The sequence below is a fragment of the Paenibacillus sp. OAE614 genome (assembly GCF_040546645.1).
Taxonomy (GTDB): domain Bacteria; phylum Bacillota; class Bacilli; order Paenibacillales; family Paenibacillaceae; genus Paenibacillus_AQ; species Paenibacillus_AQ favisporus.
This window is the reverse complement of record NZ_JBEPOD010000001.1, coordinates 4,618,371-4,634,858: the sequence shown is the minus strand read 5'-3', so window position 1 is coordinate 4,634,858 and position 16,488 is coordinate 4,618,371. Positions and strand designations below refer to the sequence as shown.

The following is a 16,488-nucleotide window of genomic DNA, read 5'->3' as shown; positions in this document are numbered from 1 at the left end:
TGAGATGAGTTCATCTTCACTGCAAAACAGCGTTGTCAAGGATATGGCGCTGGCACCGGAAGGCCATTTGAAAATCGATTGGGTGGAAGCCCATATGCCGGTGTTAAACGAAATCCGCAAGCAGTTTGAAGCGGAGCAGCCGTTTAAGGGGCTGAAGGTCACCATTTCGCTGCATTTGGAGGCCAAGACGGCATACCTGGCTAAAGTGGTAAAGGCCGGCGGTGCGGAAGTAACGATCACAGGCAGCAACCCGTTGTCCACACAGGATGATGTCTGTGCGGCGCTTGTGGAAGACGGTGTGACGGTGCTGGCCAAATACAATCCGGATCCGGTGGAGTACAAGGAATTTCTGATCCGGGCGCTGGAGACCAAACCCGACCTCATTATCGATGACGGTGGAGACCTGGTGACGATTCTTCACTCGGAGCGGCCGGACCTGCTGGAGTCGATCCGCGGGGGCGCGGAAGAGACGACGACCGGCATTATTCGCTTGAAGGCTTTGGAAAAAGACGGGCTGCTGAAGTTCCCGATGGTGGCCGTTAATGACGCTTACTGCAAGTATTTATTCGATAACCGCTACGGTACGGGACAATCGGTGTTCGATGCGATCAACCGTACGACAAACCTCGTCGTAGCGGGCAAAACCGTTGTCGTTGTAGGCTACGGATGGTGCGGCAAAGGCGTAGCGATGCGGGCCAAGGGACTCGGCGCCAAAGTCATCGTGACGGAAGTCAATGCAATCCGTGCGGTGGAAGCTCATATGGACGGCTTTGAAGTAATGCCGATGCTGGAAGCCGCGAAGCACGGCGATTTCTTCGTGACCGTGACGGGCAACCGGGACGTCATCACCGGTGAGCATTACGACGTGATGAAGGACGGCGCGATCCTGTCGAACGCCGGCCACTTCGATGTCGAAGTCAACAAACCGGAACTGGCGGCACGAGCCGAGTCGGTACGCACCGTGCGCCGTAACATCGAAGAATACAAGCTGACGGACGGCCGCAAAATCTACCTTCTGGCCGAAGGCCGCCTTGTCAATCTTGGGGCGGGAGACGGGCATCCGGCGGAAATTATGGATATGACGTTCGCCCTCCAGGCGATGTCTCTGAAATACGTGAATGACAACTATCAAAACCTGGGTGCACAGGTGCTGAACGTGCCGCTCGAAATCGACGAGCAGGTCGCACGCCATAAATTGGCAAGCCTGGGGATTCAGATCGACCGGCTGAGCCAGGAGCAGATCCGGTATTTGGACAGCTGGTCCACCCACGAATAATCGGTAAATTGTGGTTATCCACATGTGGAAAACCCCCTTGATTCTTCGCGAATCAGGGGTTTTTGCTGTTTTTCCGCGCAGGGCGGGGCTGGATTTATCCACAAAAAAACATGTGGATAAGGCAGGATTTTGATTTTATCCGGCGAATCTAGTATCCTTAAGTGGTGGAAAGTGGTGCAAAGTGGGGATTTGGGGTTAAAGGGGTGAGTGAACGGTGTTTATGGGGGAATATCAACACAGCTTAGACGATAAAGGCCGCGTCACCATCCCTGCCAAATTCCGCGAGCTGCTTGGCTCCTCCTTTGTGGTCACCCGGGGCTTGGACCAATGCCTTTTTGTATATCCTATGAATGAATGGCAAATTTTGGAACAAAAGCTGAAATCACTGTCCCTGATGAAATCCGACGCGCGTGCGTTTACCCGGTTTTTTTTCTCGGGTGCAACGGAATGCGAGTGGGATAAACAGGGAAGGGTAAATTTACCGGGGAATCTCCGCCAATACGCAAAGCTGGAGAAAGAATGCGTGGTGCTCGGCGTATCGAGCCGGGTGGAGATTTGGAGCAAGGATACTTGGGAGGAATACTTCCAGCAATCCGAAGAGACGTTTAACGATATTGCTGAGAAGCTGGTTGATTTGAATTTTGATTTGTAGAGAGTTTGGAGGGCTGCAGCTTGTTTCATCACATCACGGTGCTTAAAGAAGAAGCGACAGAAGGGCTGCGCGTGAAGAGAGACGGCATTTATGTCGATTGCACGCTTGGGGGTGCGGGGCACAGTTCCCTGATCGCGTCCAAGCTGGGGGAATACGGCAGGCTGATCGCGTTGGACCAGGATGACTGGGCGCTCGATAACGCAAAGGAAAGGCTGGCCCCGTACGCAGACCGCGTATCCCTGGTCAAGACGAATTTCCGGCATCTGGAGGAAACCCTCCGGGAGCTGGCTGTTCCGAGCAAGGACGGCATCCCGCAGGTGGATGGCATTTTGTTCGATCTGGGCGTGTCATCTCCCCAGTTTGACGAAGGGGACCGGGGATTCAGCTACAATTACGATGCGCCGCTCGATATGCGGATGGATCAGTCGGCGTCCTTGACGGCTGCCGAAATTGTAAACGAATGGCCTGAGCAGGAAATTGCCCGGATTTTGTTCCAATACGGTGAAGAAAAGTTCTCAAGACGGATTGCCAGAGTGATCAGCGAGCGCAGAGCGCAGAAAGCCATTCAAACTACGGGCGAGTTGGTCGATATTATTAAAGAAGGCATTCCGGCGGCAGCGCGGAGAACAGGCGGCCATCCGGCCAAACGAAGCTTCCAGGCCCTTCGGATCGCGGTGAACGACGAGCTTGGCGCATTTGAAGAAGCGCTGCATCAAGCGGTGCGCTGTCTTGCTCCCGGCGGAAGGGTATCGGTGATTACGTTCCATTCGCTGGAGGACCGGATATGCAAGCAAATTTTGAACAGCTACGTAGGCAAATGCACCTGCCCGCCGGACTTTCCGATGTGCGTGTGCGGCGGGAAGGGTGAAATGAAACTGGTCAACCGCAAGCCGATCGTGCCGGGTGAAGAAGAACTTGCACAGAACCCGCGAGCGCGTTCAGCCAAGCTGAGAGTTGCTGAGAAAATATAACCTAACGCATCTGACACACGATTCATATTTTTGAAGGCAAGGACTCATGTTCAGGGCGTAGAGACTAAGACAAAGGGGAATCAGACATGGCCTATACGCGTGGTAACCTGGCAGTTAAGGAGAAGGTCGCTGAACGAACGTCTCCCGGGTACCGGGAGAAGACGAAAGTCGTTACTCACCGTACATATCTGCCGATCAAGGAAAAGCTGCTCTATTTGCTGACGGTTGGAATATGCGTCATGGTGGCGAGCCTGATCATCTGGCAGAACGCCAACATTTACGACCTGAACAAGCAAGGGCAGAAGGTCGACAAGAACATTAAGAACATGAACGTGACCATTAAAGAGCTTAAGGCGGAGAAGCAGCGCCTTGAGGTCGGAATCCGTGAGAAGGCGATCCAGCTTGGTTACCAAGAACCGGGCAAGGAGGCGCTTACCGTTCCGCGTTCCAATACGACAAGTACTGATAACGCCGGAACAGGGTCGGAAACGGCAAAAAAATAGAGCTTGTGAGGGTTGAGCATGGTAAAAAGAATAAAACTTCGCACACTGCTCCTAGGAGGATTCATCACCCTCCTTTTTGTTGTTCTGTTAATTCGTGTATTTGCACTGCAGGTGGTCAATGGGGATGATTGGCACGACCGTGCCGTAGCCCAATGGACGAAGAAGGTACCGATTCCGGCATCCCGCGGCACGATTACGGACCGCAACGGCGATATTCTCGCATCCGACGTCCCGGCCTATACCGTTATCGTCAATCCGGCCGTTATCCACGAGAACGGGCTGGAGAACGAAATCATCGAAGGGCTGCACAAGATTTTAGGCAAGGATGAAAGCGAGCTTAAGGAACTTGTAAACGCCAAAGACAAGGACGGGGAATACCTTACCAACCGGGAGGTCCGGAACGAAGGGTGGAAAATTGACGAAACGAAGAAGGCCCAGATCGAAGATCTCAACAAAGAGTTGAAGGCACAGCTTAAAAAAGAAAAAAAGGTGCTTGAAACCGGGCTGGATATGATTAAGGAGCAGAAACGCTATTATCCGAAGGGGACGCTTGCGGCTCATATTTTGGGTTACACCAACCGGGATGGTGAGGCTGTCGCCGGACTTGAGGCAAGTCTAGATGATTACCTCAAAGGCACCTCAGGACTCATGAAATACGAAAGCGACCGGCAAGGGGACCAGCTTCCCGAAGCGAATATGGTGTACAAGCCGGCTGTCAATGGTAAAAATTTAAAGCTGACGATCGACGACACGATCCAGTATTATATCGAAGACGCGATGAAAGAGACGTACGAAAAGTACCAACCGATCAGCATGACGGTCATTGCGGCTGATCCGAAGACGATGGAAATACTCGGGATGGCCAACCTGCCGACATTCAATCCGAATACGTACTGGAACACGAAGGACCAGAAAGACTTCTTCAACTATGCCGTAAAAGCTACGTACGAGCCGGGTTCCACGTTCAAAATCGTAACGCTGGCAGGTGCGGTGCAGGAAAAGCTTTTTAATCCAAATGCGATCTACCAGTCCGGACAAATCCAGGTCAAAGGGACTCATACGTACCTTCATGATATCAATCGTTATGGTTGGGGACCAATCACGTTCCTTGAGGGCGTGAAGCGCTCCAGTAACGTCGCTTTCGTTAAGCTGGGATCGGAAATGCTCGGGAAAGACCGCCTGCTGAAATATATCAAGGATTTTGGCTTCGGTCAGAAGACTGGCATCGAACTGCCAGGCGAAGTCTCCACCACGATCAATCTTCCGGGTCCGGTCGAGGTGGCGACCGCGTCCTACGGACACGGCGTATCCGTGACGCCGATCCAGCAGCTGGCGGCGATCAGCGCGGTGGCGAACGGCGGCAAGTTGAAGACACCGCATATCATCAAAGAGATTACCGATCCGGATACAGGCAAAGTTGTGTTAGCTCCGGATACGAGCAAGGTCGTCCGTCAGGTTATCTCACCGGAAGCCGCCAAGGAAACGAGCAGCTACCTGGAGCAGGTCGTCGCGGACCAGGTAAAAGGTACCGGGCGCAACGCCTACATCGACGGATACCGGGTGGCCGGTAAAACCGGAACCGCGGTCAAATACGGCTCCGACGGCAAACCGGATTACTCAAAGTCCGTCGTCTCCTTTGTCGGTTTTGCTCCGGTGAACGATCCGAAGATCGCCCTTATTGTCATTGTGGACCAGCCGAATGATCCTGATGTCGGCGGCGGAACGGTGGCGGCGCCGATCTTCAAGAAAATCGTGTCCCAGGCCCTGCCGTATATGGGCGTGCCGAAGGCGAACACCAAAAAAACGTCCGACGGCAAAACGACGGCAGAACGCTCACCGGCTCCGACGCTGACGAAGCTGGCTGTGAAGGACGCGAAGCAGAAGCTGCTGAACGCAGGCATCGACTTCGAAACGATCGGCAAGGGCACTTCGGTCATCCGGCAGTTCCCGGCAGCGGGAACGCCGATGAGCCCGGGGCAGCGCATCTATCTGCTCACGGAGGAGACCGACAAGATGACCGTGCCGGATCTAAAAGGCGAATCGCTGCGCGATGCGCTGGATATTTTGACCTTGCTGAAATGCTCGGTTACCGTCGAAGGCCAAGGATACGTCAGCGAGCAGCTGGTCACGGACAAGAACGGCAAGCGTTCCGTCCAGCTGACGCTGAAGCCGGTCAAGGATGACGAGACATCGCAGGATACTTCATCATCCTCCACGAAGGACGATTCCGGTTCGAAGGATACGTCGACCGGCGATTCGGCCGACGGTAAGTCCGGCGAAGAAGCCAGCGATAACTGATAAGCGGCAACAGCTTGTTCTATCCCCTGGTTGTCCCGAATATTCATGATATGAACAGTCATGAAGCTGTAGGGAAGCGGGGAGGGATAACAAATGAAGGTTTCAAACGTCACCATGAGGCGGAGGCTGCTGTGGAGCTTGCTGATCCTGTGCCTGTTGTTCGCCGCTCTGATCGTGAGGCTAGCCTATGTGCAGCTTGGAAAGAGCAGCGAATTATCCGCCAAGGCCGAGGAGAACTGGCGCCGGGAAATTCCGTCAACGGCCAAGAGGGGCGAGATTCAGGACCGCAATGGGACGCCCTTGGCTTATAATATAAGCACGCCGACGATCATGGCGATCCCTGTTCAGATCAAGGAGCCCGAGAAGACGGCGAAGACGCTGGCTCCTCTGCTGGGTATGAGCGAAGACAAGATTATGAAGTCTATTACGAAGAAATCAAGGATTGAACGACTGCAACCCGGTGGACGCAAAATTACGATGGAGCTTGCTCAGAAAATTCGTGATTTAGAGCTGCCGGGTATCGTCGTTGCTGAGGACAATAAGCGGTTTTACCCCTACGGCGACCTTGCCGGGCACATTCTGGGCTTTACGGGCATCGACAACCAGGGCTTGACCGGGATCGAGCAGAGATATGACACCAAGCTGCAGGGGATTAACGGCAGCGTCTCCTATTTGTCCGATGCGGGGGGCAGGCTCATGCCGGGATCTTCCGAGAAATACGAGGAGCCCAGAGACGGCCTTAACCTCCAGCTGACGATCGACAAATCGATTCAGTCGATTATGGAGAGGGAGCTGGACCAGGCGATGGTTCAGTACCAGGCCCGCGGCGCCTGGTCGATCGCCATGAACCCGAAAACCGGAGAGATTCTGGGGATGGCCAGCCGTCCGGGATTTGAGCCGGCGAATTATCAGGAATATCCATCCGAAGTGTATAACCGGAACCTGCCGATCTGGATGACGTACGAGCCCGGTTCGACCTTCAAGATCATTACGCTGGCGGCCGCTCTTCAGGAGAAGAAGGTGGACCTCAAGAATGAGCAGTTTTTTGATCCGGGATATATCAAGGTCGGGGGAGCCAGCCTGAGATGCTGGAAGCGGGGCGGCCACGGCAGCGAAACGTTCCTGCAGGTCGTGGAAAACTCCTGTAACCCGGGGTTTGTCGTTCTGGGTCAGCGGTTGGGCAAAGATTCGCTGTTTAACTATATCCGCAATTTCGGGTTCGGCTCCAAAACGGGCATCGATCTGAACGGGGAAGAGAACGGCATCCTGTTCAAGCCGTCCCAGGTGGGCCCGGTCGAACTGGCCACGACGGCTTTCGGACAAGGGGTGTCCGTGACGCCGATCCAGCAGGTGGCCGCCGTGTCGGCTGCCGTCAACGGTGGCAAGCTGTTTAAGCCTTACGTTGCCAAAGCCTGGATTAATCCGGAGACCGGCGAAACGGTGAGCGAAACGAAGCCGACGCTGGTCAGACAAGTTATATCGGAGGATACGTCCAAGCAGGTGCGCGAAGCGCTGGAGAGCGTAGTGGCCAAAGGGACAGGCAGACCCGCTTTCATCGACGGATACCGTGTCGGCGGCAAGACGGGTACCGCCCAGATCGTCGTCAACGGCCGCTACTCCTCCACGGAGCATATCGTTTCTTTTATCGGCTTTGCCCCGGCGGACGACCCGCAAATCGTTGTTTACACCGCGGTGGATAATCCGGCCGGCATTCAATTCGGCGGCGTCGTGGCGGCGCCGATCGTCCAGCACATTCTCGAGGATTCGCTGCATGTGCTGAAGGTGCCGGAGCGCAAGGATCAGCTGCCGAAAACTTATAAATACGGAGATACGCCGATCGACACCGTTCCTGACCTGGTGGGAGCGACGGTTGAAGATTTATACGAGGATCTGAACATGAATTTTATGCTGGCTAAGTCCGGTACCGGGAACACGGTCATCAGCCAGGCGCCCAAACCGGGCAGCCGCGTGGAGCGGGGGTCCACGATCCGGATTTATATGGGAACGGACGCTGACGTGAAGGATCAGAGCGATGCGGACGAAGCGCAGGATGATCCGGAAGCGTCTCAGGACGGAACCGGCACACAGCAGAATGATGCCTCAACCCATAATTGATTGCGGCGATATTCGAGACTAATAGAACTAGAGTGAGGGATCAAGAGATGAAACTAAATGAACTGGCATCAGCATTAACGACGGCACAAATTATCGGAGACGGCGACATTACGATTACGAACATCCAGGTGGATTCGCGTAAAGTGGCGCCGGGAGACTTGTTTATCTGCCTCCCGGGCCACACGGTCGACGGTCATGACTATGCCAGCCAGGCTGCGGAACAAGGGGCGGTGGCGCTCGTTGTCGAGCGGAAGCTGGACATCGACCTCCCGCAGATCGTGGTCAAGGACTGCCGGTTTGCCATGGCCGTTCTGGCCGATGTGTTTTTCGGGTCGCCAAGCTCCCACATGAAGATGATTGGCGTGACGGGAACCAACGGCAAGACGACCACAACCTACCTCATCGAAAAAATGATGAGCGACCAAGGGGTCAACACCGGCCTGATCGGCACGATCCAGATGCGATACGGCGGACGGACCTTCCCGATGTCGGGCACGACGCCGGAAGCGCTGGAGCTTCAGCGTTCCCTGGATGACATGACGGCGAACGGCGTGGAGTGTTGCGTGATGGAGGTATCCTCCCATGCGCTGGAGCAGGGACGGGTGAAGGGCACCGACTTCCGCACCGCCATTTTCACCAACCTGACGCAGGACCACCTCGATTATCATAAAACGATGGAGGAATACCGCGCGGCCAAAGGCTTGTTTTTCGCCCGCCTGGGCAACAAATTCGCCCATCAGCCGGAGCAGCGCAAGTTTGCCGTGCTGAATGCGGATGATGAAGCATCCTCCTACTTCGCCAAAATTACGGCAGCCGAAGTCATTACATACGGTGTTGAGAACAGCGCGGACGTCCGGGCAACCGGCGTCAAGGTGACGGCGCAGGGAACTTCCTTCCATGTGGACACCTTCCGGGGCAGCGCCGATATCCAGCTGAGAATGGTCGGCAAGTTCAACGTCTACAATGCGCTGGCCGCCATCACCGCCGGCCTGCTGGAAGGCATTGAACTGGACAATATCAAGCGCAGCCTTGAATCGGTACCGGGCGTGGCCGGTCGGGTCGAGTCGGTGGATGCCGGACAGCCTTTTGCCGTTATCGTCGATTACGCGCATACGCCTGACGGTCTGGAGAACGTGCTGAAGACGGTCAACGAATTCGCCGAAGGCCGGGTCATCACCGTGTTTGGCTGCGGCGGAGACCGGGACCGGACCAAACGTCCGATCATGGGCAAGATCGCGGCCAAGTACAGCGACTTCATTTTTGTCACATCCGACAACCCGAGAACGGAAGACCCGGAGCTGATTCTGAAGGACATCGAGCAGGGTCTGAAGGATGACAGTGTTCCGCAGGAGCGTTATGAGATGATCGTGGACCGGCGGACGGCTATACAAAAGGCTATTGAAATGGCAAGCCCTCAGGATGTAGTATTGATTGCGGGGAAAGGTCATGAGACCTATCAAACCATTGGTACGACGAATTATGACTTCGACGACCGTGAAGTTGCCAAGGAAGCGATAAGGGGATTGGATAAGTGATTACGACGACTTTAGGCCAAATGGCCGCCATGTGCGGAGGAACACTCTCGCAGGAACAACACCGGGAGCTGCCGATTCAAGGCGTGTTTACGGACTCCCGACAAATAAAGCAAGGAAGCCTGTTCGTCCCGCTCGTCGGGGAACGTTTTGACGGACACGCTTATGCCGAATCCGTACTGAAGGACGGAGCGGGCGCGACGCTGTGGCAGCGCGACCGGGGCGAGGCGCCGGCGGGAGCTGTCATTCTTGTCGATGACACGCTTGCGGCGCTGCAGACCTTGGCTGAGGCCTATTTGGCGGAAGTAGGCTGCCGCGTAGTCGGCATTACGGGCAGCAACGGCAAAACGACGACGAAGGATATGGTGTATACCCTTCTGTCTACGACCTATAAAGTTCATAAAACCGGGGGCAATTTCAATAATCATATTGGACTGCCCTTAACCATTTTAGAGATGCCGGCGGATACGGAAATTGCCGTATTGGAGATGGGAATGAGCGGCCGGCATGAGATCGAGCGTCTCTCCCAAATCGCCCGTCCTGATGTAGCGGTCATTACTAATATCGGGGAAGCGCATCTGCTTCAGCTCGGTTCAAGACATGAAATCGCCCGGGCCAAGGTGGAAATTATTAGCGGCATGAAGCCCGGCGGCCTGCTGATCTACCATGGCGACGAGCCGCTGATTCCTACGGTGCTCGGCGAAGCCGAAACGGTGAAACCCAAGGGGCTCCGGACCTTTACGTTCGGGTTGGATCAGAGCAACGACGATTACCCCACAGGGATGATGTTCCACAGCAAGGGGATTATTTTTACGTCGCTGCTGCATCCGGAGGAGGGGCTGGATCTGCCGCTGCTTGGCCAGCATAACGTCATTAACTGCCTTGCAGCTCTCGCGGTGGCCCGCCATTTCGGCATTACCGAGGAGAACATCCGCACGGGACTGACTGGACTGCATCTGACCGGGATGCGGATCGAGCAAATCGTGGCGCCGAGCGGGCTGACCATTCTGAACGACGCCTACAATGCCAGCCCGACCTCCATGAAGGCCGCGATCGACGCGCTTCATAGTCTCAAAGGTTATCATCACAAGGTGGCCGTGCTGGGGGACATGCTGGAGCTTGGGCCGCAGGAGAAGGAGTTCCATGCCGAGATCGGGCAGTACGCCGCGGCGGACCGGGTGGATGTGCTGTACACGTACGGACCGTTGTCGGAGGAGACCGCTGAAGCGGCCCGGAAGATTCGTCCGGATCTGAGCGTATTTTCTTTTACGGATAAAGCTGAGCTGATCCCTCATCTCATCAAGCGCGTTCATGCCAAAGATGTGGTGCTCGTCAAGGCGTCGCGGGGTATGAAGCTCGAAGAAATTGTGGATGCTCTAGTTAAGGAAAACTTGCAGAAATAGCGCACAGAGGGGGTGAATCCATGGACTATCAACTATTGCTGTTAACGATCGGTGTATCTTTTATTCTCGCGGTGATTGCCGCTCCGCTGCTTATTCCGCTGCTCAGGCGTATGAAGTTCGGCCAGCAGGTCCGCGACGACGGGCCGCAGACCCATTTGAAGAAGGCGGGAACGCCTACAATGGGCGGAATCGTCATTATTTTGGCTTTTACGCTTGCTTTTCTGAAATTTTCCGTCATTAATACGGATTTTTACGTGCTGCTCGTAGCCACGCTTGGCTTCGGCCTGATCGGGTTTCTTGATGATTATATTAAAATCGTGTTCAAGCGTTCGCTCGGACTGACGGCGAAACAGAAGCTTATCCTGCAGCTGCTCTTCGCGGCGATCATGTGTTACCTGCTCATCAAGAACGGCCACAGCACGGCGATCAGCGTACCGGGAACGTCTTGGTCGTTTGACTGGAGCGGATGGTTCTATTATCCGTTCATTGTCATTATGATGATGGCCGTGACCAACGCGGTCAATTTCACGGACGGGGTCGACGGACTGCTGTCCGGCGTCAGCGCCATCGCTTTTGCCGCTTTCGCCATCGTCGCCATGCAGGCGACCTCGCTGTCGGCCGCCGTTTGTGCCGCTGCCATGATCGGGGCGGTGCTCGGGTTTCTTGTATTTAACGCCCACCCGGCCAAAGTATTCATGGGGGATACAGGTTCGCTCGGCATTGGCGGAGCCATCGGCGGCATCGCCATCGTCACCAAAACCGAGCTGCTGTTTATCGTGATCGGCGGCGTGTTCGTCATCGAAATGCTGTCCGTCGTTCTTCAGGTCGCATCATTCAAGACCCGGGGCAAACGTATCTTTAAAATGAGTCCGATTCACCATCATTTCGAGCTGACCGGATGGTCCGAATGGCGGGTCGTCATGACCTTCTGGGCGGTAGGCATCGTGCTCGCGGGACTTGGACTTTACTTGAACAAGGGGTTGTAGAAGATGAAGCATCCAGATTCGTACAGGGGTAAAGAGATCGTAGTGCTCGGGCTTGCCCGAAGCGGCGTGCAGGTCGCCAAAGTACTGCACCAGGCCGGAGCGATTGTTACTGTGAATGATCGAAAGGAAAAGGATCAATGTCCCGAAGCCGGGGAACTGGAGCCCTTGGGAATCACCGTCATTTGCGGTGGTCATCCCGAGGGGCTGGTTCATCCCGGTATTTCTCTGCTCGTCAAAAATCCGGGGATTCCGTACACAGCTCCGCCGGTGCAGGAGGCGCTGAAGCTCGGGATCGAAGTGGTGACCGAGGTGGAAGTCGCCTATCACATCTGCAAGGCGCCGATTATCGGGATCACCGGCTCCAACGGCAAAACGACCACCACGACGTGGGTGGGCAACATGCTGGAAGCGGCCGGTATGCGTCCGATCGTCGCCGGCAACATCGGCACGCCGCTGTGTGAAGCGGCGCAGCATGCCGATGCGGGCAACTGGATGGTGACCGAGCTCAGCAGCTTCCAGCTGAAAGGAACGACGGATTTCCGTCCGCGTATCGGCTGCCTGCTGAACCTGACGGAAACCCATCTTGATTATCATGGCAGCATGGAAGACTATGCTTCTTCCAAAGCGAAAATGTTCGCCAACCAGAAAGAGGATGATACCGCGGTCCTCAATTGGGATGATTCTTACTGCCGCAGCCTGGTGCCTTATATAAAGGCCCAGCTGCTTCCGTTCTCGGTGACGGAAGAACTGCAAGTCGGCGTGTATGTGAGCCCGCCTTATATTCCGGACACGGAAGACGACCTAGAGCGCAGCATCGTATACCGCGATTCGGACGGGCGGTCCCAGGTAATCATCCCCGTGAAGGAAATTGGTATTCCCGGCCGGTTTAACGTCGCAAATGCCGCAGCGGCCTGCGCGATCGCGATCGCAGCCGGCGCCGCACCAGACCGGTTAGCCGAACCTCTGGCTTCGTTCCACGGGGTGGAGCACCGCTTGGAGTATGTCAGAGACGTCGGCGGAGCTGCCTATTACAACAATTCCAAAGCGACGAACGCCAAAGCGACAGGCATGGCGCTCACCTCGTTCCATCAGCCGGTCGTGCTGATTGCCGGCGGTCTGGACCGCGGCTCGGATTACATGGAGCTGATGCCGCTGCTGAGCGAGCACGTCAAGGCGGTCGTGGTGCTCGGCGAAACGGCGGATAAAATCGCGAAAGTTGCCGAAATGGCCGGATTAAAGCATATCCGCAAGGCCGATACTGGTGAGGACGCCGCCGCTGTGCTGCGTTCCGCGGTACAAGAGGCCGCAGCTCTCGCCGAAGCCGGGGATGTCGTTTTGCTCTCGCCGGCCTGCGCGAGCTGGGACATGTTTACCTCATATGAGGAGCGCGGACGCATTTTTAAAGAGGCGGTGCATAATCTTTAAGTAGGGGGGTGGATAAGCCCCTACTTCCTGGCAAAAGGTGGCCTCCTCATGAACAAGACACGACCGGCGCCGGATCTGTGGCTCCTTCTTTGTATTTTGGGCCTGCTGACGATCGGCATGATCATGGTATACAGTGCAGGCTCCGTACTGGGCTTTCACGATTACGGCGACTCATTCTATTTCGTCAAGCGACAGATGCTGTTTGCCGGACTCGGACTGGTCGCGATGTTTTTTACCGCAAATTTGGACTACCATGTATGGAAAAAATACGCCAAGGCGGGACTGATCATCTGCTTCGGGCTGCTCGTCATCGTCCTGATTCCGGGCATCGGCGTTGTGCGCGGGGGTGCACGGAGCTGGCTCGGGATCAGCTCCTTCGGCATTCAGCCCTCCGAATTTATGAAGCTCGGGATGATTCTGTTCCTGTCAAAGTGGCTGAGCAGCGAGAACTTCAACATTACGGCGTTTGGCAAAGGCCTGCTCCCGCCTCTCGGTCTGATTGGACTGGCCTTCGGGCTGATCATGATGCAGCCGGATTTGGGAACCGGTACGGTGATGCTTGGCGCGTCGATGATGATCGTTTTTACGGCAGGGGCCAAGCTGAGCCATCTGGGCTTTCTCGGGCTCGGCGGGGTAGCTGGCTTTGCGGGCCTGATCATTGCCGCGCCCTACCGGCTGAAGCGTATTACCGCTTTTCTTGACCCATGGTCGGATCCGCTCGGAGCCGGTTACCAGATCATCCAGTCGCTGTATGCGATCGGCCCCGGCGGACTCGGGGGGCTCGGACTCGGAATGAGCCGGCAGAAATACAGCTACGTGCCCGAGCCCCAGACCGACTTTATTTTCTCCATTCTGGCGGAGGAGCTCGGATTCATCGGCGGTCTGATCGTGCTGCTGCTGTTCCTTGTGCTCGTATGGCGGGGGATGCGAGTGGCCATGACGATCCCCGACCGGTTCGGAAGCCTGCTGGCCGTCGGCATTATCGGCATGGTTGCCGTCCAGGTCGTCATTAACATCGGCGTGGTCATCGGCATGATGCCGGTCACCGGAATTACGCTCCCGCTGATCAGTTACGGAGGCTCATCTTTAACTCTGATGCTGACCGCGCTCGGCATTTTACTTAATCTATCACGTTATGCGAGGTGAATACATTGCGCGTCGTATTATCCGGCGGCGGCACGGGAGGACATATTTACCCGGCCGTCGCTGTCGCGAGACAATGTGAGGCGGAAGATCCTGATTCCGAATTTTTATATATTGGCGGTACCCGGGGGCTGGAGAGCAAGCTCGTCCCCCAAGAAAATCTCCCTTTCGAAGCCATCGACATTACGGGGTTTCGCCGTAAGCTATCGATGGACAATGTGAAAACGGTTATGCGTTTTCTAAAGGGAGTCCAAACATCCAAGAAGCTGCTGAAAGAATTTAAGCCGGACGTTGTCATCGGCACCGGCGGCTATGTCTGCGGTCCCGTGGTGTACGCGGCTGCGAAGCTCGGCATTCCGAGCATCATTCATGAACAGAACGCCATCCCTGGGCTGACGAATCAGTTTCTGAGCCGGTACGTCAGCACGGTCGCCGTAAGCTTTGAAGGTTCCGAAGGCGCCTTTCCCAAAGCCAAACGGGTGATTTACACCGGGAATCCGCGGGCGACGACGGTTCAGACGGCGAACCGGGAAAGAGGTTTTGCCACACTGGGCATTCCGATGAACAGCTCGGTCGTTCTGATTGTGGGCGGCAGCAGAGGAGCCAAGGCGATTAACGACGCCATGATCGAAATGGCGCCGCGGCTTGAGAAGCTGAAGCATATCCATTTCGTTTATGTGACCGGAGAAACTTATTTTGACCAAACGCGTGAGGATATCAGGAGCCGGCTTGGAAGCCTTCCTAATCATCTTCACGTTTTGCCGTATATTCATAACATGCCGGAAGTGCTTGCGGCGACATCCCTGATCGTCAACCGTGCAGGGGCTTCGTTCCTGGCGGAGATCACATCGCTCGGGATTCCATCCGTTCTCATTCCTTCCCCGAATGTGACCAACAACCATCAGGTGGCCAACGCAAGACAGTTGGAGAAGGCCGGCGCGGCCAAAGTCATCCTGGAGAAAGAACTGACGGGCAAGCGCCTCTATGAGTCCATTGAAGATATTATGATGAATTACAATCTGCAGCAGGAAATGTCCGCAAGCTCCCGGAGCTTGGGTAAACCGGATTCGGCCAAGGTGATCGTGGAAGAAATGCGCCGCCTGTCGCGGGGCCGCTGAAAGCCGTGGGCGATTGTCACACACGCGGTATGTACTACATAAGATACTCTATAATCGTGACAATCACCCATGGAATACCGGCACGGTTCTACGATCGGCCGCAGTATACCGGTCCATACCGCTTCTTTCCCGCTTAACGATAAAGGAGGATGCTTTGCGATGCAGCAGTGGAAGTCCCTACTGTCCGAAGCCCATGTCGGAACGATTCGCTGGAATGAACCTCTCGAGAGCTATACCACCTGGAAAATCGGCGGTCCTGCCGACGCGCTTGTCATCCCGGGCAGCGTGGAGCAGCTGGTAAGCCTGATGTCCCTGCTGCATGCGAATCAAATCCCCTGGCTGCAGATCGGCCGCGGCTCCAACCTGCTCGTTGCCGACAAAGGCTTTCGCGGCGTCGTGATTAAACTGGGCGGGGAGCTCGATCATGCCCATTTTCAGGGAAACCGGGTTACCGCCGGAGGAGGCTTCTCCCTCGTAAAGCTTAGTGTCCTGGCCGGAAAAGAAGGTTTAACAGGCCTCGAGTTTGCGGGAGGGATACCCGGAAGCGTAGGCGGTGCCGTGTATATGAACGCCGGAGCCCACGGGTCTGATGTGTCACGCATATTCAAGTCCGCTGAGATTGTACTGGATACAGGAGAATTGGTGACTTACACTGCAGAAGAGATGGCCTTTGCCTATCGTCACTCCATCCTTCATGAGCGCAAAGGGATCGTGGCAAGAGCCGTGTTTGAGCTGCGGCCTGAAGACCGCAAGCAAATTGCGGAAGCGATGGCCCGCTTCAAAGAATACCGGCGCTGCACCCAACCGCTGCAGATGGCCTGCGCGGGGAGCGTGTTCCGCAATCCTCCAGGCGATCATGCCGCCAGGCTGGTGGAGCATGCCGGTTTGAAGGGCAAACGGATCGGAGGGGCAGAAGTGTCCATGCAGCACGCCAATTTCATTGTAAACACCGGTCAAGCGACAGCAGAGGACGTGCTCACATTAATGCATCACATTCAGGAGACGATTCAAACTGAATACGGCATTGAACTGATGCCGGAAGTGTATGCGGTTGGTGAGCGGTAAA

The 16,488-nt window shown here is 55.6% G+C and carries 13 protein-coding genes; all 13 read left to right on the top strand.

The window, feature by feature from the left end:
- The first annotated feature begins 4 nt into the window (after positions 1-4).
- The 13 genes from ABIE48_RS21430 (at position 5) to murB (ending at position 16,487) form a co-directional block, all read left to right on the top strand.
- Positions 5-1,276 carry an adenosylhomocysteinase gene (locus ABIE48_RS21430; protein WP_192715695.1) on the top strand — a complete coding sequence of 424 codons (1,272 nt, stop codon included), beginning with the start codon at positions 5-7 and terminating at the stop codon, positions 1,274-1,276.
- A 214-nt stretch (positions 1,277-1,490) separates the two neighbouring features.
- Positions 1,491-1,928 carry a division/cell wall cluster transcriptional repressor MraZ gene (gene mraZ / locus ABIE48_RS21425; RefSeq protein ID WP_145023610.1) on the top strand — a complete coding sequence of 146 codons (438 nt, stop codon included), beginning with the start codon at positions 1,491-1,493 and terminating at the stop codon, positions 1,926-1,928.
- 20 nt (positions 1,929-1,948) lie between these two features.
- Positions 1,949-2,899: a 16S rRNA (cytosine(1402)-N(4))-methyltransferase RsmH gene (gene rsmH, locus ABIE48_RS21420; protein WP_105444520.1), complete on the top strand. Its 951-nt coding sequence runs from the start codon at positions 1,949-1,951 to the stop codon at positions 2,897-2,899.
- Between the two features lie 86 nt (positions 2,900-2,985).
- Positions 2,986-3,402 (top strand): hypothetical protein, encoded by a 417-nt coding sequence (locus ABIE48_RS21415; RefSeq protein ID WP_076169846.1) that lies wholly within the window; start codon positions 2,986-2,988, stop codon positions 3,400-3,402.
- A gap of 18 nt (positions 3,403-3,420) precedes the next feature.
- Complete coding sequence (locus ABIE48_RS21410; RefSeq protein ID WP_192715694.1) at positions 3,421-5,700, top strand: penicillin-binding transpeptidase domain-containing protein; 2,280 nt, start codon at positions 3,421-3,423, stop codon at positions 5,698-5,700.
- A 93-nt stretch (positions 5,701-5,793) separates the two neighbouring features.
- A complete protein-coding gene (locus tag ABIE48_RS21405; protein ID WP_192715693.1) occupies positions 5,794-7,815 on the top strand; it encodes a stage V sporulation protein D in 2,022 nt (673 codons plus the stop codon).
- 47 nt (positions 7,816-7,862) lie between these two features.
- Positions 7,863-9,350 (top strand): UDP-N-acetylmuramoyl-L-alanyl-D-glutamate--2,6-diaminopimelate ligase, encoded by a 1,488-nt coding sequence (locus tag ABIE48_RS21400; RefSeq protein ID WP_192715692.1) that lies wholly within the window; start codon positions 7,863-7,865, stop codon positions 9,348-9,350.
- Positions 9,350-10,750 carry a UDP-N-acetylmuramoyl-tripeptide--D-alanyl-D-alanine ligase gene (locus ABIE48_RS21395; RefSeq protein WP_354520674.1) on the top strand — a complete coding sequence of 467 codons (1,401 nt, stop codon included), beginning with the start codon at positions 9,350-9,352 and terminating at the stop codon, positions 10,748-10,750. Before ABIE48_RS21400 ends, ABIE48_RS21395 begins: the two co-directional genes overlap by 1 nt.
- Positions 10,751-10,770: 20 nt before the next feature.
- Entirely contained in the window at positions 10,771-11,736 is a 966-nt protein-coding gene (gene mraY, locus ABIE48_RS21390) for a phospho-N-acetylmuramoyl-pentapeptide-transferase (RefSeq protein ID WP_145023621.1), read from the top strand.
- 3 nt (positions 11,737-11,739) lie between these two features.
- Positions 11,740-13,161, top strand: a complete 1,422-nt coding sequence (gene murD / locus ABIE48_RS21385) for a UDP-N-acetylmuramoyl-L-alanine--D-glutamate ligase (protein ID WP_192715691.1) — start codon at positions 11,740-11,742, stop codon at positions 13,159-13,161.
- A gap of 48 nt (positions 13,162-13,209) precedes the next feature.
- The gene (spoVE, locus tag ABIE48_RS21380; protein ID WP_089548187.1) at positions 13,210-14,307 is read left to right on the top strand and encodes a stage V sporulation protein E; all 1,098 of its coding nucleotides are present in this window, start codon (positions 13,210-13,212) and stop codon (positions 14,305-14,307) included.
- A gap of 5 nt (positions 14,308-14,312) precedes the next feature.
- Positions 14,313-15,422, top strand: coding sequence for an undecaprenyldiphospho-muramoylpentapeptide beta-N-acetylglucosaminyltransferase (gene murG / locus ABIE48_RS21375; RefSeq protein WP_105444531.1), 1,110 nt, complete (start codon positions 14,313-14,315; stop codon positions 15,420-15,422).
- Positions 15,423-15,581: 159 nt separating this feature from the next.
- A complete protein-coding gene (gene murB, locus ABIE48_RS21370; protein WP_192715690.1) occupies positions 15,582-16,487 on the top strand; it encodes a UDP-N-acetylmuramate dehydrogenase in 906 nt (301 codons plus the stop codon).
- Position 16,488: the final 1 nt, after the last annotated feature.